This window comes from Micromonospora sp. WMMD1102 (assembly GCF_029626265.1).
In the GTDB taxonomy this organism is placed as follows: domain Bacteria; phylum Actinomycetota; class Actinomycetes; order Mycobacteriales; family Micromonosporaceae; genus Plantactinospora.
In genome coordinates, this window is sequence record NZ_JARUBN010000001.1 from 8,632,233 (window position 1) to 8,652,767 (window position 20,535).

Annotated in this window: 18 protein-coding genes; 10 read left to right on the forward strand and 8 right to left on the reverse strand. The window is 72.8% G+C overall.

The genetic code is table 11. The annotated features are described in order from the left end of the window. Positions 1–130: 130 nt before the first annotated feature. Positions 131–1,348, reverse strand: coding sequence for a galactokinase (galK, locus tag O7626_RS39295; RefSeq protein WP_278065972.1), 1,218 nt, complete (start codon positions 1,346–1,348; stop codon positions 131–133). Then, complete coding sequence (galE, locus tag O7626_RS39300) at positions 1,345–2,367, reverse strand: UDP-glucose 4-epimerase GalE (RefSeq protein ID WP_278065973.1); 1,023 nt, start codon at positions 2,365–2,367, stop codon at positions 1,345–1,347. The genes galK and galE overlap by 4 nt, the downstream gene beginning before the upstream one ends. A 69-nt stretch (positions 2,368–2,436) precedes the next feature. Here galE and O7626_RS39305 point away from each other — a divergent pair, with 69 nt between their 5' ends. Next, a complete protein-coding gene (locus tag O7626_RS39305; protein WP_278065974.1) occupies positions 2,437–3,474 on the forward strand; it encodes a hemolysin family protein in 1,038 nt (345 codons plus the stop codon). Here O7626_RS39305 and O7626_RS39310 read toward each other — a convergent pair. After that, positions 3,467–4,816 (reverse strand): hypothetical protein, encoded by a 1,350-nt coding sequence (locus O7626_RS39310; protein ID WP_278065975.1) that lies wholly within the window; start codon positions 4,814–4,816, stop codon positions 3,467–3,469. The genes O7626_RS39305 and O7626_RS39310 overlap by 8 nt on opposite strands. Next, the gene (locus O7626_RS39315) at positions 4,809–5,414 is read right to left on the reverse strand and encodes an RNA polymerase sigma factor (RefSeq protein WP_278065976.1); all 606 of its coding nucleotides are present in this window, start codon (positions 5,412–5,414) and stop codon (positions 4,809–4,811) included. The genes O7626_RS39310 and O7626_RS39315 overlap by 8 nt, the downstream gene beginning before the upstream one ends. A gap of 210 nt (positions 5,415–5,624) precedes the next feature. Here O7626_RS39315 and trpS point away from each other — a divergent pair, with 210 nt between their 5' ends. The 4 genes from trpS (at position 5,625) to O7626_RS39335 (ending at position 9,054) form a co-directional block, all read left to right on the forward strand. Then, positions 5,625–6,650, forward strand: a complete 1,026-nt coding sequence (gene trpS / locus O7626_RS39320) for a tryptophan--tRNA ligase (RefSeq protein ID WP_278065977.1) — start codon at positions 5,625–5,627, stop codon at positions 6,648–6,650. A gap of 144 nt (positions 6,651–6,794) precedes the next feature. After that, entirely contained in the window at positions 6,795–7,349 is a 555-nt protein-coding gene (locus tag O7626_RS39325) for a 2'-5' RNA ligase family protein (protein WP_278065978.1), read from the forward strand. 190 nt (positions 7,350–7,539) lie between these two features. Then, positions 7,540–8,532: a YihY/virulence factor BrkB family protein gene (locus tag O7626_RS39330; protein ID WP_278065979.1), complete on the forward strand. Its 993-nt coding sequence runs from the start codon at positions 7,540–7,542 to the stop codon at positions 8,530–8,532. Positions 8,533–8,613: 81 nt separating this feature from the next. After that, the gene (locus O7626_RS39335; protein WP_278065980.1) at positions 8,614–9,054 is read left to right on the forward strand and encodes a hypothetical protein; all 441 of its coding nucleotides are present in this window, start codon (positions 8,614–8,616) and stop codon (positions 9,052–9,054) included. A gap of 241 nt (positions 9,055–9,295) precedes the next feature. Here the strand turns inward: O7626_RS39335 and O7626_RS39340 are convergent, their stop codons facing one another. Beyond that, positions 9,296–11,020 carry a glycoside hydrolase family 13 protein gene (locus O7626_RS39340; RefSeq protein ID WP_347404842.1) on the reverse strand — a complete coding sequence of 575 codons (1,725 nt, stop codon included), beginning with the start codon at positions 11,018–11,020 and terminating at the stop codon, positions 9,296–9,298. A 163-nt stretch (positions 11,021–11,183) separates the two neighbouring features. Beyond that, complete coding sequence (locus O7626_RS39345; RefSeq protein ID WP_278065981.1) at positions 11,184–12,257, reverse strand: LacI family DNA-binding transcriptional regulator; 1,074 nt, start codon at positions 12,255–12,257, stop codon at positions 11,184–11,186. Between the two features lie 295 nt (positions 12,258–12,552). Here O7626_RS39345 and O7626_RS39350 point away from each other — a divergent pair, with 295 nt between their 5' ends. From O7626_RS39350 to O7626_RS39365, 4 genes are all read left to right on the forward strand, one after another. Further along, positions 12,553–13,854, forward strand: a complete 1,302-nt coding sequence (locus O7626_RS39350; protein WP_278065982.1) for an extracellular solute-binding protein — start codon at positions 12,553–12,555, stop codon at positions 13,852–13,854. A 103-nt stretch (positions 13,855–13,957) separates the two neighbouring features. Then, positions 13,958–14,977 (forward strand): sugar ABC transporter permease, encoded by a 1,020-nt coding sequence (locus tag O7626_RS39355; protein WP_278065983.1) that lies wholly within the window; start codon positions 13,958–13,960, stop codon positions 14,975–14,977. A 2-nt stretch (positions 14,978–14,979) separates the two neighbouring features. Further along, positions 14,980–15,825, forward strand: a complete 846-nt coding sequence (locus tag O7626_RS39360; RefSeq protein ID WP_347404843.1) for a sugar ABC transporter permease — start codon at positions 14,980–14,982, stop codon at positions 15,823–15,825. Then, the gene (locus O7626_RS39365; RefSeq protein ID WP_278065984.1) at positions 15,822–17,669 is read left to right on the forward strand and encodes a glycoside hydrolase family 13 protein; all 1,848 of its coding nucleotides are present in this window, start codon (positions 15,822–15,824) and stop codon (positions 17,667–17,669) included. The genes O7626_RS39360 and O7626_RS39365 overlap by 4 nt, the downstream gene beginning before the upstream one ends. A gap of 7 nt (positions 17,670–17,676) precedes the next feature. Here O7626_RS39365 and O7626_RS39370 read toward each other — a convergent pair whose 3' ends face one another. Further along, positions 17,677–18,429, reverse strand: a complete 753-nt coding sequence (locus tag O7626_RS39370) for a DUF305 domain-containing protein (protein ID WP_278065985.1) — start codon at positions 18,427–18,429, stop codon at positions 17,677–17,679. Positions 18,430–18,631: 202 nt separating this feature from the next. Then, positions 18,632–19,237 carry a TetR/AcrR family transcriptional regulator gene (locus O7626_RS39375; RefSeq protein ID WP_278065986.1) on the reverse strand — a complete coding sequence of 202 codons (606 nt, stop codon included), beginning with the start codon at positions 19,235–19,237 and terminating at the stop codon, positions 18,632–18,634. 103 nt (positions 19,238–19,340) lie between these two features. Between O7626_RS39375 and O7626_RS39380 the strand changes: the two genes are divergently transcribed. Next, a complete protein-coding gene (locus O7626_RS39380; protein WP_278065987.1) occupies positions 19,341–20,456 on the forward strand; it encodes a hypothetical protein in 1,116 nt (371 codons plus the stop codon). Positions 20,457–20,535: the final 79 nt, after the last annotated feature.

Here is a 20,535-nt window from a genome sequence, read left to right on the forward strand (position 1 = left end):
GGGCGCCGGAAACGCAGGCGGGGCAGCTCGACAGTCTCTGCGGAGACAGGCCGCCTTCCGGCGCCGTGACGGTGCGCCCGCTATCCGTCGAACTACCGTCGAGCTGCTCGCCGAGCTCTTCGGGGCGCGGTCAGCGCAGCCGCCGGGCTCCTGCGCCGGGGGTCACGGTGAAGGGGGTCGGGGCGCGGAAACCGCGTTCGGCGTACGCGTCGGTCACCGCCGAGGCCACCGACTCGGCGGCTGCCGCGTCGACCAGGGCGAGTACACAGCCGCCGAACCCGCCCCCGGTCATCCGGGCCCCGTACGCCCCGGCGGCCAGCGCAGCCTCGACCGCGGTGTCCACCTCCGGGACGGTGATCTCGAAATCGTCCCGCATCGAGGCGTGTGAGGCGGTCAGTAGCGGCCCGATCTCGGCGAGCCGGCCGGCGCGGAGCAGTTCGACGGTCTCCAGTACCCGCTGGTTCTCGGTCACCACGTGCCGGACCCGGCGGCGTACCGTCTCGTCGTCGAGCCGGGCCAGCGCGGTGTCGAGCCGGTCGACGGTCACGTCCCGCAGCGCCGGAACCCCGAGCGCGGCGGCGGCGGACTCGCAGGCGGCACGGCGGGCGGCGTACTCGCCGCCGACGTGCCGGTGCGGCGCGTTCGAGTCGATCACCAGGACGGCCAGACCGGCGGCGTCGAGGTCGAACGGCACCTGCTCGACGGCGAGGCTCCGGCAGTCCAGGAAGAGCGCGTGGCCCGGCTGACAGCGCAGCGACGCCGACTGGTCCATGATCCCGCAGGGCATCCCGGCGTAGTGGTTCTCGGCCCGCTGCGCCAGCGCCGGCCGGTCGGCGAGTGGCAGGTTCAGTTCGCCGAGGTCGGCCAGCGCGGTGAGGACGGCCGACTCCAGCGCCGCCGAGGAGGAGAGCCCGGCCCCGAGCGGTACGTCGGAGGCGATCGCCAGCCGGGCCACCGGTACGTCGTGCCCGGCCTCGCGCAGTGCCCAGACGACTCCGGCGACGTACGCCGCCCAGCCGCCCACCCGACCCGGTTCGGCGGCGTCGGCCCGGCCGAACGAGATCCGTGCACCGGCCTGTTCGGACCAGACCGTCCAGCGTCGCCCCCGCTCCGGTGCGGCCGCGACCACGGTGCGCTGCGGCAACGCGAACGGCAGCACGAAGCCGTCGTTGTAGTCGGTGTGCTCGCCGATCAGGTTCACCCGGCCGGGCGCCGCCCAGACACCGGCGGGGCGGTCGGCGTACTCGCTTGTGAAGGCGGCGGTGGCGCGTTCGTCGACCGGCCCGACGGGCTGGTCCGGGTGGTCCTTGGCGGCCGGCCGGTGCGTGGTGTCGGAGCCGCCGGTCACGACGCACCCCCGCCTGTCGCCTGCTCGCCGGCCCCGCCTGTCGCCGGCAGGATCTGCTCCTGGTAGAACGCCCAGGCGTCGGCGACGATCTCCGGCAGGGCCGGCTTCGCCGGAATCCAGCCGAGGTCGGTCCGGGCCCGCTCGGCGGAGGCGACGAGCGAGGCCGGGTCACCGGCACGGCGCGGCGCCGTCTCGACCGGTACCGGATGCCCGGTCACCTCCCGGACCGCCGCCACCACCTGCCGGTTGGAGAAGCCGCAGCCGTTGCCGAGGTTGAAGACCCGGTGCGCGCCGGGCTGGGCGGCCGTCAGGGCGAGCAGGTGGGCCCGGGCCAGGTCCTCGACGTGGATGTAGTCCCGGACGCAGGTGCCGTCCTCGGTCGGGTAGTCGTCGCCGAATAGTTGCAGCTTGTCCCGGCGGCCGGCGGCGACCTGGAGGGCGATCGGGATCAGGTGTGTCTCCGGCTCGTGCCGCTCGCCGAGCGCCACCCCGGCCCGCCGGTAGGCACCGGCGACGTTGAAGTAGCGCAGCGACACCGCCGCCAGCCCGTGCGCGGTGGCCATCGAGGTCAGCGCCAGGTCGACGGCGAGCTTGGTGGCGCCGTACGTGCTGGTCGGCAGCGGGGTGCTGGTCTCCTCGATCGGCGTCTCGGTCGGGTTGCCGTAGACGGCGGCGGTGGAGGAGAAGACGAACCTCGGCACTCCGGCCAGCCGGGCGGCGTCCAGCAACGCCAGCGAGCCGACGGTGTTGACCTGCCAGTACAACTCGGGCTTGACCATCGACTCGCCGGCCGCGATCAGCGCGGCGAAGTGCAGTACGCCGTCGAAGCCGGAGCCGGGGGTGAGCACCCGGGCGGCCTCGGCGACGTCGGCCCGGACGAAGGTGGCGTCCGGGGCCAGCGCCTCGGCGTGCCCGGTACGCAGGTCGTCCAGGACCACCACCTCGTGTCCGGCGTCGAGCAGCAGCCTGGTCACGACGCTGCCGACGTAACCGGCACCTCCGGTGACGAGCAGTTTCACGCCTGTGCCCTTTCTGCTTGCTTCGACAGATGCCCACACCGGGCACCTCAGGTGTCTACCATCCTTGGCATGCGGGACGGCGGCAGTACCGGGCCCCGGCGCCGATCGCCGGGGCGCCCACGGCGGCAACCGGGTCCACTCGCGCGGGCCCTGGCCCGGATCATCGTACGGGCGGCGGACGGCTCGACCCGACTGGTCACCGCCCTGCTCGGGGCGAGCCCGACAGCCGGCCGGGAGCAGATCAGCGAGGCGGAACTGCGGGACCTGGTCGCCGCCAACACCCGGCTCGACCCGGTCGAACGGCGGATCATCGACGAGGTACTCGTGGCCGGCGCCAGCCTGGTCCGGGAGGTGATGATGCCCCGTACCGAGGTGGTCTTCCTGGCCGCCGGACTGCCGCTGGCCGAGGCGGCCCAACTCGTCCGGGTCGAGACACACACCCGGTACCCGGTGGTCGACGGCACCTCCGACGACGTGGTCGGCTTCGTGCACCTGCGCGACGTACTGCTCCGGCCGGACGAGGACGACTGCACCACGATCGGGGACCTGACCCGGGAGGTGAAGAAGATCCCGGGCAGCAAGCGGGTGCTGGCGGCGCTCACCGAAATGCGCCGGGAGCGGCACCACCTCGCGGTCGTGATCGACGAGTACGGCGGCACGGCCGGGATCGTCACCCTGGAGGACCTGATCGAGGAACTGGTCGGCGAGATCCACGACGAGTACGACAACGCCCCCGACCCGGTGCCGACCGGCGGCCCGGCCGAGGTGGACGGCCGGCTCAACCTCGCCGACTTCGCCGAACGGGTCGGCTTCGCCCTGCCCCCCGGCCCGTACGAGACGGTCGGCGGATTCGTGATGGCCTCGCTCGGCCGGCTGCCGGTCTGCGGTGACGAGGTGCCGGTGCCGGTCGGCGGGCAGACCGGTGCTTCCGGCAGCGGCGGTAACGGCCGGTCGGCGGGCGGGCCCCGCACCGGCGACGCCCCGGACGGCGGCTCCGGTGCGGAGGGCTGGCTGCTGCGGGTGCTGGCGGTCGAGGGCCGCCGAGTGGCCCGGCTCGGCGTCTCGGCGGCCCGGCTGCCGCAACAGCAGCAGGGGTCGCTCAGATGATCTGGAGCTTGCGCCAGGTCGCGCCGTCGGCCGAGTACGCCGCCCAGCCCGAACCGAACAGGTCGTAGCCGACATAGCCGGCGACGGTCCGCTCCAGCCGGGCGAGCGGCGGCAGGTTTCCACCGGCCCGCTGGAAGGTCACCCCGTCGTCGACGCTCAGGTAGAGCTGCCGGTCGGTGCCGGGCACCAACAGCCGGCCGTCGAGCAGTGGCACCAGCGCACCGGAGAGCCCGTCCGGCAGCCCCGAGCCGGCGGACCCCGCCAGGCTCCGGGTGAACGTCCGTCCGCCGTCGGCGGAATGGTGCAGGGCCAGCAGCCTCCGGTCGGCGCCGAGCACCGCCGCGTACGCCTGGCTGCCCAGGCTGGCGACCTCGACCGTACCGCCCGGCGGGGTGCTGCCGGGCAGGTCCACGGTGCGCCAGTGTGCGCCCCGGTCCCGGGTCATCGCCACGGCGGCGTGACCGTTCCGGAAGCCGCCGACCCACCAGGCCCCGTCGGCCCCGGCCGCCGGCGCCACCCAGCAGACGTCGAGCTGGGGCCGGGTCGCCGGAACACCCGCCCGGGGCGACTCCGGCTGCCACACCTGCACGTCGAGGTCGCACCGCCCGCCGCCCGGCCCGGCCCGGAGCAGGTCGCCCCGGACCGCCGTGACCCGGCCCGTCCCGGTCCCGCTGCCGACCTCCCGCCAGCTCCGTCCCTCGTCCGCCGAGGCGTACGCCCCGTCGGCGTGGCTGACCAGCAGCCGGCCGCCGGGGAACGCGGCAAGCTCCAGGTCCTGCCGCCCGGTGCTGCCGGCGGGCAGTTCGCTGTGCTCCCAACTCGCGCCGCCGTCCGAGGTACGGGCCAGGTTCGCCGGGCAGGGCTCGGCGGGTCCGCAGCGGGCCAGCAGGTAGCCGTGGTCGGGATCGACGAACTCGACGTCGGCGATGGTCCCCGGCACGTGCGTGACCGGGGACGTGTCGAGCCCGTTGACGGTGATGCCGGCGCCGCTGTAGACCGGCCCGCCGGGCGGCGCCTCGGCCACCGGCGGCGGAACCGGAGCGGTGCCGTCCGGCGCCCACGGCTGGAGCGCCATGGTGGCCGCCGCCGCCAGGCTGAGCAGGGCGGCACCCCCGGCCACCCCAGCCGTGTGCCGGCGGCGGCGCCGGGTCGCCGCACGGTCCCGGATCCGGGCCAGTGGCGGCTGTTCGATGCTGTCCAGCAGCGCCGTCCGGCTGCGAGCCAGCCGCACGTCGAGCTCCGATCCGAACCGCCCCCGGCCCGGCACCTCCCGGCCCGGCAGGTCGCGGACAGTTATCTCCCGGTCGGGCGTCTCCCGGTCAGGTGTGTCTCGGTCAGGCATTTCTCACCTCAGGTCGCACCGCCGCCGGGAAGGTCCGGTCGCCCGGACCGGGTGTCGGGGCAGGCTCGCCGGTGCCCTGGTAGTCGCCGAGTCGTGCGGCGAGCGCCGTACGCCCCCGGGACAGCCGGGACTTCACCGTGCCGGTCGGCACCCCAAGCACGGTGGCGATCTCCTCGACCGGCAGGTCGGCGAAGTAGTGCAGCACGATCACCTCCCGATAGCTGACCGGCAGGCCGGCCAGGGCCTGACGCAGGTCGGTCCGCTCGGGGCCGGGAGCGGCCTCGACCAGGCGACTCACCGGACGGTCCCGCAGCAGGATGGTGTTCAGCAGTTGGCGTCGCCGCCAGCGTCGGCGTACCACGTTGACCGCGACCGTACGCAGCCACGCCTCCGGGTTGTCGATACCGGCCAGCCCCTGCGGCCGGGCGATCGCCCGGGCGAACGCCTCCTGCACCACGTCCTGCGCCTCGATCAGGTCGGTGGTGAACGCGTACACCTGCGCGACGAGTCGCCGGTAGCAGGCGTGGTACAGCTCGCCCATCGCCTCGTCCACCGCGTCCCGCCCGCCGCCGGATGCGCGTCCGCCCCGCTGCCCCACCAAGCGCTGTCCCTCCCGGCCGGACGGGCACGCCGCACACCGGTGCGGCGGAGCCGCCGACCAACTCCGGTTTCAGGGTACGAGTCCGCACCGGTCAGGCCGGTTCCCGCGATTTCCCGCCGGACCGTCCCGACCGGCCCGGCACGCCGGTCGCAGAATGGCACGGGGGCGTCGGGACACGCTCCCACGGTTGCTGTCAGAATTGCCGGCATGTCCGACGCTGCCGCCCGGCCCCGGGTGCTCTCCGGGATCCAGCCGACCGCCGACTCGTTCCACGTGGGCAACTATCTCGGTGCGGTGCGGAACTGGGTGGCGATGCAGGAGACCCACGACACGTTCTACAGCGTGGTCGACCTGCACGCGATCACCGCCGGGCACGACCCGGTCGCGTTGCGGCACTCCACCCGGGTCGCGGCGGCGCAGCTCTTCGCGGTCGGTCTGGACCCGGAGCGGACGACGCTCTTCGTCCAGTCCCAGGTGCCGGAGCACGCCCAGCTCGCCTGGGTGCTGAGCTGCATCACCGGGTTCGGCGAGGCGAGCCGGATGACCCAGTTCAAGGACAAGTCGGTGAAGCAGGGCGCCGACCGGTCCAGCGTCGGGCTCTTCACCTATCCGATCCTGCAGGCCGCCGACATCCTGCTCTACCAGGCCGACGCGGTGCCGGTCGGCGAGGACCAGCGGCAGCACCTGGAGCTGACCCGCGACCTGGCGCAGCGCTTCAACACCCGGTTCGGCCGGACGTTCACCGTGCCGGCGCCGTACATCGTGCGGGACACCGCGAAGATCACCGACCTTCAGGACCCGACGGCCAAGATGTCGAAGTCGTCCTCGTCGCCGGCCGGGATCATCATGCTGCTGGACGACCCGGCGAAATCCGCCAAGAAGATCAGGTCGGCGGTCACCGACACCGGCCGGGACATCCTCTTCGACCCGGAGCGGAAGCCGGGGGTCTCCAACCTGCTTGTCATCTACGCCGCGCTGACCGGGCGCGGCGTCGACGAGCTGGTCGAGGCGTACGCGGGCAAGGGCTACGGGGACCTCAAGAAGGACCTGGCCGAGGTGGTGGCGGAGTTCGTCCGGCCGATCCAGCAGCGTACCCAGGGCTACCTCGACGATCCGGCGCAGCTCGACAAGCTGCTCGCGATCGGCGCCGAGAAGGCCCGGTCGGTCGCCTCGACCACGCTGCGCGAGGCGTACGAGCGGGTGGGTTTCCTGCCGGGCGTCCGCAACGGCTGAGTCCCGCAGCGGTCCGGCACACCGGACCGGTGCGGCGTATCGAACAGCTACGGCGTACCGGACGGGTGCACCGGACCGGTGCGGACCGGTGCAGGTGGTCGCCGGCCCGGCGCGCTGCCGGCCGGCGGTGAAGTGGAGCGGAGGGTGATTGTCACGGACGGGTCGCAGAATCCCGCGGTCCCGACGACCCGGGTCGGGATCGCCGTGGACGTTCCGGAGCCGTGGTGCGAGTTTCTCACCCGCCGCCGGGCGGAGGCCGGTGACCCGCAGGCCACGTACGTGCCGGCGCATCTGACCCTGCTCGGGCCGACCGAGATTCCCCTGGCCAGCCTGCCGGCGGTGGAGCGGCACCTGGCCGAGGTGGCCAGCGCACACCGGCCGTATCCGGTGCACCTGCGGGGTACCGGCACCTTCCGGCCGATCACCGAGGTTGTCTTCGTCGTGGTGGCGGCCGGGATCAGCGAGTGCGAGCTGCTGGCCGCCGCGATCGGGCGGGCGCCCGAGCTGCGCCGGGAGAGCCGCTTCCCGTACCACCCGCACGTCACGGTCGCCCAGGACGTCGCACCGGAGGCGCTGGACAAGGTGTACGAGGACCTGGCCGACTTCTCCGCCCGCTTCACGGTGGAGAGCTTCACCCTCTTCTCGCACAACGGGGACGCCCGCTGGCAGCCCCGCCGCGACTACCCGCTCGGCGGCTGAACCGGCCCCCCGCCGCAGCGGGACGCGGAGCAGCCCACCGCCCACCGGCGCTGCCACCTCCGCTTTCGTCGGCGGTCTCGCCTCCCGTTGTCGCTCACGCCGTCGCCGGGGCTTTCCCGGGACGTGCCGTTGCGGTGTGGCGGATCGATGTCAGGCCCCGGACCGAGTGGTGATGGGCAAGGATGACGGCGTGAACGCGTTCGAGCGGGTTCTGCTGCGTATCGACGTGCGACTGACGGCGTACCGTCGACAGGCGCCGTGGTTCGACCACCTCGCCCGGGCCGTGGGCCGCTACACCGACGTGCTCGGCGGCCGGCTGGCGGCGGCGATCGCCTACTACGGCTTCTTCGCGGTCTTCGCCCTCGGCCTGGTGGCGTACGCCGTGCTGGCCGCGCTGCTCGGCGACAGCGCGGAGAGCGGCGAGGTGATCGTCGGATTCCTCCAGCGGAACCTGCCGTTCGTCGACCCCGAGCAGATCCGGCAGAGCAGCAACCGGCCCGGGATCATCGGGCTGATCCTGCTGGCGGTGACCGGGATCGGCTGGGTCGAGTCGATCCGCTCCTCGCAGCGGCTGATCCACGGGCTGGCCCAGCACCCCGGCTATTTCGTGCTGCGCCAGCTCGTCGACCTGGCCGTACTGCTGGCGATCTTCGTGTTGCTCGGGCTGTCGATCGGGGCCGTGGACGCGCTGGAGTCGCTGCTGGGCTGGCTGCTCGGCGCCCGTTCGATCGTGCTCACGATCAGCAGCTGGATTCTGGGCTTCCTGATCAACATGCTGCTGGCCTCGGCACTGCTGCTCGCCGTACCCCGGCTGCGGATGAGTTTCCGGCGCTGGCTGCCGGCGGTGTCGCTGGTCGCGCTGGGCGTGACGCTGCTGAACTCGCTCGGCCGGTTCTACGTGGTGCGCTGGGAGCGGAATCCGGCGTACACGGTGGTGGCCGGCGCGGTCGGCCTGTTGATCTATCTCTATCTGCTCAACCAGCTGCTGCTCTTCGGTGCGGCGCTGGCGGCGACCAGCCACCAGGGGCGGGTCCTGGACCTGACCAGGGCGCCCCGGGTGCCCGACCCGGCCCGCCCCGAGCCCCCCTCGACCGAGCCGGAACCCGGGCCGGAACCCGGGGGGCCCGGCCCGGTCGGGCGGGGGGATCGCGGCCACCGGGACCCGGGTGGTGGCCGAACGTGATCGGGGCAGCCGAAAGGGACCAGCACTACGATTCGGGCAAAAGCCACTAACGGTACGTCGATCGCCGCGATGATGATTCGCGTGGGCGCACTAGTGACGTTGGAACTGCCGGACGACTCGCCGATCCGCACCCTGCCCTGGATCATCACCTTCGGCCCGCTCGACGACTCCGAGGAGTGGGAGCCGGTGGTCTGCGGCCCGTACGAGCGGCCCCACGCGCTGGCCCTGGCCGAGTCGGTGGTCGCCGACGAGGAGCTGATGGCGGTGGTCGAGCCGCTGCTGCCCCGGGTCTCCGCCGATGAGATCCGGGCCGAGATCGCCGCCGCGCAGCTCGCGGTCGAGGCCGAGGACGAGGCGGCGGACCTGGACGACACCAGCATCTACGGCGACTTCGAGGACCTCGGCGAGGAAGAGGTGATCGGCGAGGGCACGGCCGAACCCCGCCACCCGCCGGACCCCACCGAGGTGCGCGCCGGCATCGCCCGGATCGCCGCCCTGCTCACCACCCCCACCACCCCCTGACCCGGTGCGGATGGTCGCACTACTTCCGGGAAAGAGTCCTTTCGTGCCCGGCTGTGGCCACTCTTTCCCGTGCAGAGTGGCCATCCTGGGGGCTCGGCGGGGCGGGCGTAGGGAGTTACGCCGGTGTCCCGGGAGTGCACTCCCGGGACACCGGCACCACCATCCCCTCCACCACAAAGGGGTCTGCGGCCCAGCCGCCCGTCGGCGCGGAGCGCGGCGGACGACCGGGTCGCTGATGGGGTTACCCGGTTGCCGGGCGGATGAACCACCCCGCCGTGTCGGTCGGCAGTTCCGCCGGGCCGCCGGTCGCCTCCGACGGCTGACTGCGCAGGATCGGCGTCCCGTAGCCGCCGGCATCCACCGGCGCGCTGCCGAAGTTGACCACACAGACCAGCTCCGCCGCACTGCCCCCGGCAACGCCGCCCCCGGCAACGGTGTCCTCGTCAGGCCCGCTCGCTGCCGGGCTGCCGCCGTGCAGCGGGGCGGCCGTGGCCGGGCGGCTGAAGGCGATGACTCCTGGCTCGCTCTCCAGCCAGGTGACCCGGCCAGGGTCGGTCGCCGCGCCGGCCGGGGCGTGCACGCGGCGCAGCCGCAGGGCCGTCCGGTACAGCTCCAGGGTCGAGTCCGGGTTGCCGGTCTGGGCGGCGACCGAGAGGGCCCGCCAGGTGGGCGGGGCCGGCAGCCAGGCCGGAGCGCCGCCGGCCGGACCGAAGCCGTACGGCGGAACGTCGCCGCTCCACGGCAGCGGCACCCGGCAGCCGTCCCGGCTCTCGCCGGTGCGCCGGAAGGCGGGGTCCTGGCGCAGCTCGTCGGGCAGGTCGAGCACCTCCGGCAGGCCGAGTTCCTCGCCCTGGTAGAGGTAGACGCTGCCCGGCAGGGCCAGCATCAGCAGGGCGGCCGCGCGGGCCCGGCGCAGCCCTAGCGCGCCGTCGCCGTACCGGGTGACGTGCCGTTGCTTGTCGTGGTTGGAGAGTACCCAGGTGGTCGGGGCGCCGACGATCGCCGACTCGGCGAGCGCGGTGTCGACCACCTTGCGGAACGAGTCGGCAGACCAGCTCGCGTCGAGGAAGTCGAAGTTGAACGCCTGGTGCAGCTCGTCCGGCCCGACGTAGCGGGCCAGCCGCTGCGGGGTCTCGGCCCACGCCTCGGCGACCGCCATCCGGCCGCCCGGATAGCTGTCCAGGATCGGCCGCCAGGCCCGGTAGATGTCGTGCACCTCGTCCTGGTCGAAGTAGGGCAGCCGGGCCCGGCCGAGCAGTTCGACCTGGCGCTGGCCGGCCGGAACGCTGTCGCCGACGTCCGGCAGCCCGTCCGCCTTGATCATTCCGTGTGCCACGTCGATCCGGAAGCCGTCGACCCCACGGTCGAGCCAGAACCGGAGTACGTCCTCGAACTCGGCGCGTACCTCGGGGTGTCGCCAGTTCAGGTCGGGCTGGGCCGGGTCGAAGAGGTGCAGGTACCACTGGCCGTCCGGGACCCGGGTCCAGGCCGGGCCACCGAAGATCGACTCCCAGTCGTTCGGCGGGAGCTCGCCGTCCGTGCCCCGGCCGTCCCGGAACAGGTAGCGGTCCCGCCCGGCCGAACCCGGCGGGCCGGCCAGGGCGGTGACGAACCACGGGTGGGTGTCCGAGGTGTGGTTCGGCACGATGTCGACGATGATCCGCAGTCCCAGCGCGTGCGCGTCGCCGATCATGGCGTCGAAGTCGGCGAGGGTGCCGAAGGTCGGGTCGACGTCCCGGTAGTCGGCGACGTCGTAGCCGCCGTCCACCATCGGCGAGCGGTAGAACGGGGTCAGCCAGAGCGCGTCCACCCCGAGGTCGCGCAGGTAGGGCAGCCGGTCCCGTACCCCGGCCAGGTCACCGGTGCCGTCGCCGTCGCCGTCGGCGAAGCTGCGGACGTACACCTGGTAGACCACCGCGGCCTTCCACCAGGTCTCGGGTCGGCCGGATGCGGGGGAGACGCTCATGCGGGAAGTCCGTTCGTCGGGCGCGCGAGGCGCCGGGCGGGTCAGGGCAGGATGCCGGGGCCGGCTCTGCAAGAGTCAAGCATTCCTTGCGCAAAGAGGTCTCGGCGTTGCCTGTCGCCGGTCGCCCGAGCCGGGGCGCCGAAGCAGGGCTCAGGGCCCGGGGTCAGACCGGCAGCGGCAGGTCGGCCGAGGGGCGGGGCTGCCGCGCCGGCTTGCCGAGCAGTCCCGGTGCGACCGCGGTCGAGCCGCGCACCACCAGCTCGGGCCGGAAGATGTACTCCGAGTGCGGCGCGGCGTGCCCGTGGATCTCGTCGACCAGGGCGCGTACCGCCGCCACCGCCATCGCGGTGACCGGCTGCCGCATCGTGGTCAGCGGCGGATCGGTGAACGCCATCAGCGGCGAGTCGTCGTAGCCGACCACGGAGAGGTCGGCCGGCACCGACAGGCCGCGCTGCCGGGCCGCCCGGATCGCGCCGAGCGCCATCAGGTCGGAGCCGCAGACCAGCCCGGTCACGCCCCGGTCGAGCAGCCGGGCGGCGGCCACCTCGCCACCCTCCACACCGAACAGCGACAGCTCGGCCAGCTCGGCCAGCTCGGCGTCGGTCGGCCCGACCAGCCGCTTCATGGCCGCCTTGAAGCCGGCCACCTTGCGCTGCACCGGCACGAACCGGTCCGGCCCGGTGATCAGGCCGATCCGGCGGTGCCCGAGCGCGACCAGGTGGGCGACGGCCAGTTCGCCGGCCTCCCGGTCGTCGCAGGAGACGAAGGGCGCCGGCAGGTTGGGCTGGTAGCCGTTGACCAGCACGATCGGCATCGGCCGGGCGATGAGCGTACGGTAGCGGCCCGGGTCGGCGGCGGTGTCGGCGTGCAGGCCGGAGACGAAGACGATCCCGGAGACCTGCCGGTCGAGCAGCATCTCGACGTACTCGTCCTCGGTGACCCCGCCCGGCGTCTGGGTGCAGAGCACCGAGGTGTAGCCGGCCTGTGCCAGCCCCGACTCGACGACCTGGGCGAAGGCCGGGAAGATCGGGTTCTCCAGCTCCGGCACCACCAGACCGACCAGTCCGGCGCTGCGCTTGCGCAGCCGGGCCGGCCGTTCGTAGCCGAGAACGTCGAGGGCGGTGAGTACGGCCTGCCGGGTCTCCGGCGCCACCCCGGGGCGGTCGTTGAGCACCCGCGACACCGTGGCCTCACTCACCTCGGCCTGCTGGGCGATGTCGGCCAGTCGTGCACGCATGGCGGAACTGTAGCCCACGAGTAGTTTCTTGCGTAGTCCACGGCAAGGACTTGCAGAGCCTCCCCCACGTGGGTCGACGCCGGGCTCGACCCGGAGACAGGTGCCGGCGGCTTCCGAATCACGCGCGATCACGGGTCGACGGGTCCAGACGAGGAGGACTTCCAAAAAGGACAAAACATCTCGTCGGGGGAACGGATGGGCGACAGTTGTTGCAAGGACGTTTGCAAGGGGTTTCGAAACCGGCAACTCCTTGCTACTGTCCCGCCGACACCGGCCGGCAGACTAGGAGTGCTCCATGCGTCGGACAGCCAGAGGGATGGCCGTGCTCGCCTGCACGACCCTTGCCCTGACGCTCGCCGCCTGCGGCGACGACGACAGCGCGGGCGAGTCGGGGCGGACGACCGATCCCGCAGCCCTGAAGGCGGAACTCACCTGGTGGGACACCTCGGACCCGAAGAACGAGGGACCGGCGTTCCAGCAGCTCATCGCGAAGTTCAACCAGGTGTACCCGAACGTGAAGATCAACTATCAGTCGGTGCCCTTCGGCGAGGCCCAGAACAAGTTCAAGACCGCCGCCCAGGCCAAGACCGGCGCCCCGGACATCCTGCGGGCCGAGGTGGCCTGGGTGCCGGAGTTCGCCTCGCTCGGCCACCTCTACGTGCTGGACGACTCCGACCTCACCAGCGACCAGGCCGACTACCTCGAGACGCTGCAGTACGCGGGTAAGTACGAGGCCAAGACGTACAGCGTGCCGCAGGTGACCGACTCGCTCGCGCTGCTCTACAACAAGGAGCTGCTCAAGGAGGCCGGCATCACCGCCGCGCCGAAGACCTGGGCCGACCTGAGGACCGCGGCGCTGGCGGTCGAGCGGAAGACCGGAGCCGACGGCATCTACCTCAACCCGGCCGGCTACTTCCTGCTGCCCTTCATGTACGGCGAGGGCGGCGACCTGGTCGACGCCAGGGCCAAGAAGATCATGGTCGACTCCTCGCGGAACATCGTCGCGCTGGACATCGCCAAGGACCTGATCGCCAGCGGTGCGGCGCCGAAGCCGGCCGCCAACGACGCGTACGGGACGATGATGACCCTCTTCAAGGAGAAGAAGGTCGCGATGATCCTGAACGGCCCGTGGGAGGTCAACAACATCAGGAGCGCGCCGACCTTCGGCGGCCTGGAGAACCTCGGTATCGCCCCGGTTCCGGCCGGCTCGATCAGGTCGTCCGCGCCGATGGGCGGGCACAGCTACGTGATCTGGTCCGGCATGCCGCAGGAGAAGGTCGAGGCGGCGGTCGCGTTCATCAGGTTCATGAACTCCACGGAGTCGCAGGGCTTCCTCGCCGAGCGGCTCGGGCTGCTGCCGACCCGCAAGTCGGCGTACGAACTCGACGCGGTGCGGAACAACCCGGTCGTCACGGCGTTCCGGCCGGTGGTCGAGTCGGCGATGGAGCGGCCGTGGATCCCCGAGGGCGGCCAGCTGTTCGGCCCGCTCGACCAGCTCGCCACCCAGGTGCTGGTGCAGAACAAGGACCCGAAGGCGGCCCTGGACGAGGTCGCCCGGAAGTACAAGGCCGAGGTCGTGCCGTCGTACGGAAGGTGACCCGACCTGCGGTGCCGGCTCCGGCCGGCGTACCCGTCCGGTACCCGGCGGGACCGGCCGGCCCTGGCCGGCTCCGCCGGGCTCCCCTCCTGGAGCGCTGCTGATGAGCATCCTGACCGCCGGCCCGGCGCCGGCGCCCGCGCCGCCCGGAGACCGGCCCGCCGGCCCGTCCCGGCTGCGCCGAAGCTGGGACAAGCACTGGTACGCCTGGGCGATGGTGCTGCCCGTCGTGCTGGTACTCGCGGTACTGGTCTTCTATCCGCTGGCCCGCGGCATCTGGCTCTCGCTCACCAACCTGACCGAGGCGAACCAGCTGGCCGAGATCTGCCGGAAGTCGCTCACCGGCGGCGAGATCTGCACGGAGAACCCGAACCGATGGGAGTTCGTCGGGCTGGACAACTACGCCCGGGTGCTCACCGGTGAGGTCGGCGAGTTCTGGCAGTGGACCGGGGTCACGCTGATCTGGACCTCGGTCTGCGTGGTCTTCCACTTCGGGCTCGGGCTGGGCCTGGCGACCATGCTGAACCGGCCGATGCGGCTGCGCGGGCTCTACCGGGTGCTGCTGGTGCTGCCCTGGGCGGTGCCGGCCTTCGTCAGCGCGTTCGCCTGGAAGTTCATCTTCAACGAGCGGTTCGGACTGGCCAACTCGCTGCTGACCGCCGTCGGGATCGACCCGGTCGACTGGTTCGCCAACCGGTGGACCTCGCTGTTCACCGCGATCGTCACGAACATCTGGCTCGGGGTGCCGTTCATGATGGTCGCCCTGCTCGGCGGGATGCAGACCATCCCCGGCGAACTCTACGAGGCGGCCGAGATCGACGGCGCCAGCCCGTGGCAGCGGTTCGTCCACATCACCCTGCCCGGCCTGCGCCCGGTCAGCATGACCGTGCTGCTGCTCGGCACCATCTGGACCTTCAACATGTTCCCGATCATCTTCCTGGTGACCGAGGGGCAGCCGGCCGGCCAGACCGACATCCTGGTCACCGGCGCCTACCTGGCCGCCTTCGAGGGGATCCGGAACTACTCGCTCGCCTCGACGTACGGCGTGCTGATCCTGTCGATCCTGCTCGTCTTCTCGGTCTTCTACCGGCGGGCGATGCGCAAACAGGGTGAGGTGTGGTGACGATGAACCGATCCGTGCGTACCGGCCGGAGCCCGCTGCGGTCGGTGGGGCTGCACGCCACGCTGATCGTCGCCGCGCTGATCGCGGTCGGCCCGATCGTCTGGGTGCTGCTCTCCTCCTTCAAACCCGGGTACGCGGTGCAGAGCAGCGAGCTGACCCTGGTCAAGGACCCGACGCTGGCGAACTACGCGTACGTGCTGACCGAAACCCGGTTCCTGCGCTGGTTCGGCAACTCCGTACTCGTCGCCGCCTTCACCATGCTCTTCGGGATCTTCTTCGCCGCCACCACCGGGTACGCGGTCTCCCGGTTCAACTTCCCCGGCCGGCGACCACTGATGACGGTCTTCCTGGTCACCCAGATGTTCCCGGTCGCCATCCTGATCGTGCCGATCTACATGATCATGGCCCGGTTCGGTCTGATCAACACCCCCAGTTCGCTGATCATCGCCAACCTGACCATCGCGGTGCCGTTCTGCGCCTGGATGCTCAAGGGCTACTTCGACTCCATCCCGACCGCGCTGGACGAGGCGGCGGCACTCGACGGCTGCGGCCCGTTCGGCACCTTCTGGCGGGTGGTGCTGCCGCTGGCCCGGCCGGCGCTGGCCGTCACCGGCTTCTACGCCTTCCTCACCGCCTGGGGCGAGGTCGCGTACGCCTCCGCGTTCATCCAGGAGGACCGCAACTTCACCCTGGCGTACGGGCTCCGGCAGTTCGTGCCGCAGTTCAACCCGCAGTGGGAGTACCTCACCTCGGCGGCGGTACTCGTCACCATCCCGGCCGGGCTGGTCTTCCTCTACGCACAGCGGCACCTGGTCTCCGGGCTGACCGGCGGCGGGACCAAGGGATGACCGCGCCCACCGTGGGCGGCCGGCCCCGACCGCACCACGACGGCTCGGCGCTGCACGTCCCGGAGCAGGCCCCGGCGCTCGGCGACACCGTCGCGGTCTTCCTGCGGGTGCCGGAGTCGTCCCCGGCCAGCCGGGTCTACCTGCGCGGCACCCCGGACGGCGAACCGCGGTTCACCCCGGCGAGGGTGGACCGGCGCGCCGGCGGCGAGGTCTGGTGGCGGGCCGAGGTCGAGGTGCGCAACCCGGTCACCAACTACCGGTTCCTGGTGGTCGGGGCGGACGGGCGGCAGCGCTGGGTCAACGCGCTCGGCGACTTCGGCCACGACGTACCCGACAACACCGACTTCCGGCTGGTGGCGTACGACCCGCCGCCGGCCTGGGCGCGGGACGCGGTGGTCTACCAGATCTTTCCCGACCGGTTCGCCCGGTCCGCCGCCGCCGACGCCCGGCAGGTGCCGGACTGGGCGATCCCGTGCGACTGGGACCGGACCCCGGTGGTCGGCCGGGGGCCGGAGACGCCGTACCAGTTCTACGGCGGCGACCTGGACGGGGTGGCCGAGCGGCTGGACCACCTCGACCGGCTCGGGGTGAACACCGTCTACCTGACCCCGATCTTCCCGGCCCGCTCCAACCACCGGTACGACGCCGCCACCTTCGACGCCGTCGACCCGCTGCTCGGCGGCGACGCCGCGCTGGCCCGGCTCGCCGCCGCCGTGCACGACCGGGGCTGGCGGCTGCTCGGGGACATCACCAGCAACCACACCGGGGACAGCCACCGGTGGTTCGTCGACGCGATCTCCGACGTCGACTCCCCGGAACGCGACCTGTACTACTTCGACGCCAGCGGCGACTACGAGTCCTGGCTCGGCGTGAAGTCGCTGCCGAAGCTGAACTGGGGCAGCCCGGAACTGCGGCGGCGCTTCCTGACCGGCCCGGACCCGGTGCTGGCCCGCTGGCTGCGCCCGCCGTACGGGCTGGACGGCTGGCGGGTGGACGTGGCGAACATGACCGGCCGGCGCGGCCGGGACGCGTACACCCACGAGGTGGCGGCGGCGCTGCGGGCGGCGGTCACCGCGACCCGACCGGACGCGCTCGTGGTGGCCGAGCACGGGCACGACTTCACCGGCGACCTGGACGCCGACGGCTGGCAGGGCACCATGAACTACGCCGGGTTCTGCCGTCCGGTGTGGAGCTGGCTGCGGCACGACGCGCTGGACCTGCCGGACTTCCTCGGCGTGCCGGGCGGGGTGCCCGGACGGGCCGGGCCGGAGGTGCTGGCCACCATGCGGGCCTTCGGCGCGCTCGTCTCGTGGCGGGCGCTCACCCACTCGTGGCTGCTGCTCGGGTCGCACGACTCGGCCCGGATCCGCACCGTGGTCGGCGACGCCGCCCGGCAGGAGGTCGCGGTCGGGCTGCTCTGCACGCTGCCCGGAACACCGATGATCTTCGCGGGCGACGAGCTGGGGCTGACCGGGCGCAACGGCGAGGACTCGCGTACCCCGATGCCGTGGCGGCGGCCGGAGAGCTGGGACGGGGAGACCTTCGAGCGGTACCGCGCCCTGGTCGGGCTGCGCCGGTCGGTGCCGGCGCTGCGGCACGGCGGCCTGCGCTGGGCGTACGCCGACGCGGACAGCCTGGTCTTCCTGCGCGAGTCGCCGACGGAGTCGGTGCTGGTGCTGGCCCGGCGCGCGTCCGGCGAACCGGTCCGGCTGGCCGGGTTCGCCGAAGCCGGGTCGGAGGCGGCGAACCTGCACGGCGGGGCGCCCGCGCTCCGCCCGGACCCGGACGGCGGGCTGACCCTGCCCGGCGACGGACCGACCTTCCAGGTGTGGCGACTGGGCTGACGGCAGCTCACTTCGATCCCGGGTCGAGTACCTCGCGCATCCGGTTGACCTCGACGGACTGCTCGAAGGCGATGTTCCGGGCCAGTTCCCGGACCTGCTGGTCGAGGCCGTTCGCGAGTACCTCCTGGGCCATCGCGATGGCGCCCTGGTGGTGCGCGCTCATCATCTCGACGAACATCCGGTCGAAGTCGGTCCCGGTGGTCGCGGTGAGCGTGGCGATCGCCTCCGGGCTCTGCATGCCGTGCATGGTGGGATGCTCGTGCCCGGTCCCGCCGAGCAGCGAGTCGAGGCCACGGTCGCGCAGCCAGCCGCGCAGCACCTCGACCTCGGGCTGCTGGGCGGACCTGATCCGGTCGGCGACCGCGATCACGCCGGTGCTGCCGGCCCGCTCCGGGACCAGTCCGGCCATCTCCAGGGCCTGCTCGTGGTGCGGCACCATCATGCTGACGAAGCGGATGTCGGCCGCGTTGTGCCGCGCGCCGGGCGGCGGGGTGAGCTGGTCCGGCCGGAGCACCTGGGCCGACTCGCCCGGCCGGCCGGGCTGGATCACCGGGGCGGTGCCGATCGCCGAGGTGGGCAGCACCGAGGGTGTGGGTGTCGGAGTCGGACCGGCCGGCGCCTCGGCCCGGGGTGCCGGTCGGCCGTCCCCGCTGCCGGCGATCCCGGCGATGCCGAGGGCGAGCAGCACCGCCGCCGCCTCCACCAGCACGAGAAACACGATCGCCGGTCGGCGACCGCCACCGGCCGCGCTCCTGGCCAACACCACAGCGTGACTCCCGTCCGCCCTGCCGGCCGGTCACGGCGTGGCCGGGGCTCCGCGCCGGGGCCGGGTCGTCAACCCCGCAGATGGGGCGATGGTAGCCCGACCACCGGGACCGTGGAAGATCCAGTACGCCCTGACCTCGGCGCCCTGCCGGTCAGCGGGCCTACAGCTGTCCACTGTCGCACGCCGTGGCGGTTGTCTACCGTCGCACGCCCTGGCTGGCGAGCAGGGCGCGTACGCCCTCCAGATAGGTCTTCGGGTCCGGACCGTCGGCGAGGATCCGTTGCAGGGCGAAGCCCGGAACCAGGCTGAACAGGGCGGCTCCGGTCGCGTCGGCGTCGGCGTCGGCGGGCAGTTCGCCGGCCTGCTGCGCCCGGCGGACCAGGGTGGTGAACCGGGCCCGGAAGTTGGCGTAGATCCGGGCGACGAACTCGGCCAGCGCGGGATCGCGGAGCGACTCGGACCAGACCTGGATGGCGAGCGGGAAGACTCCGTCCGGCCCGCACTGGGAGTCGACGAACCGGAGCGCCCGGTCCAACGCCTCCACCAGGGGCAGCGGCGGCTCGGTCGCGGCCAGGTCGGTGAAGAGTTCCTCCGCGCCCACCAGCACCGACTCGGCGATCGAGGTGATCAGCTCCTGCTTGCTGCCGAAGTAGCGGTAGACGGCTCCCACCGAGAGGCCGGCCTCGCTGATCACGTCCTGCATCGAGGTGGCGTGGAAGCCGTTGCGCAGGAAGCAGCGCCGGGCGGCGTCGAGGATCTGCTGCCGTCGGGCCGCCAGGTGTTCGTCGGATACGCGTGGCACGACACACATTGTAAAACGAGCGCTCGTTTCTTGACTCGGCCGACGGCGGGGAGGACCCTGGATTTTAAGAGAACGAGCATTCGTTTTAGGAGGAGTCCCGGAGATGACTCGTCAATCGGCCCCTGCCGGGCCGCTCCAGCCCGTCCCGACGCGTCGGCCGCTGCCGGTCGCCGTACTGCTGGTGGTGGCGGTGGTGCTGTTGCAGGCGCTGCTCGTACCCCTCTTCGCCGCTCCGGCCGCCAACCTCGCGCCGCGTGACCTGCCGGTGGTGGTCGCCGGGCCGGCGCCGGCCGCCGAGCAGCTCGTCGCCAGACTGGACAGCGCCGCGCCGGGCGCTTTCGAGGTGACCCGGCTGCCCGACGGCGCGGCGGCGGACCGGGCGCTGCGCGACCGCGAGGCGTACGCCGCCTTCGTGCTCGGCCCGGACGGCCCGACCCTGCACACCGCGAGCGCGGCCAGCCCGACCGTCGCGGCCCTGCTCGGCCAGGCTGCCGGGGAACTCTCGGCCGGCCGCCCCGTCCCGGTGGTCGACGTCGTACCGGCCGACCCGGACGATCCCCGGGGCGCCGGTCTCGCGGGCGGGTTCTTCCCGATCGCGCTGACCGCCCTGGTGGCCGGCGCACTGCTCTACCTGCTGGTCGGAAGCCTGCTCGCCAGGCTGGCCGGGCTGGTCGGCTTCGGGCTGCTGGTCGGCGTCGCCGGGCCGCTGGTGCTGCAGGGCTGGCTCGGTCTGCTCCCCGGCGACCCGCTGGCCGTCGGCGCCGTCCTCGGGCTGGTCGGCCTGGCGATCGCGGCGACCGTCAGCGGGCTCGGGGCGCTGCTCGGCCGGCCCGGCGTCGGGCTCGGTGCGGTACTGGTCTTCCTGGTCGGAAACCCGCTCTCGGCGGTCGCGGCAGCACCCGAGCTGCTGCCCCAGCCCTGGGGCCAGTTCGGCCAGTGGCTGCCGATGGGCGCCGGCGGCACCCTGCTCCGGTCCACCGCGTTCTTCGACGGTGCCGGCGGCGGCACGCCGCTGCTGGTCCTCGCCGGGTACGCCGCCGCCGGGCTGCTCCTGGTCGCCGTCGCCCGCCCCCGTCCCGCTGCCCACCCCAGCACCCCACCCGCCCCACCCGCCCCACCCGCCCCACCCGCCCCACCCGCCCCACCCGCCCCACCCGCCCCGCCCGCCCCGCTAGTGCTGCACGCAGACGAGGATGATCGCACTCTTTGGCGGAAATAGTCCCCTTCCGACGACCTGAGGGGACTCTTTCCCGGAAAGAGCGTGACCTTGCACCGGAGTCCCCGGTCCGGGGCGGGCG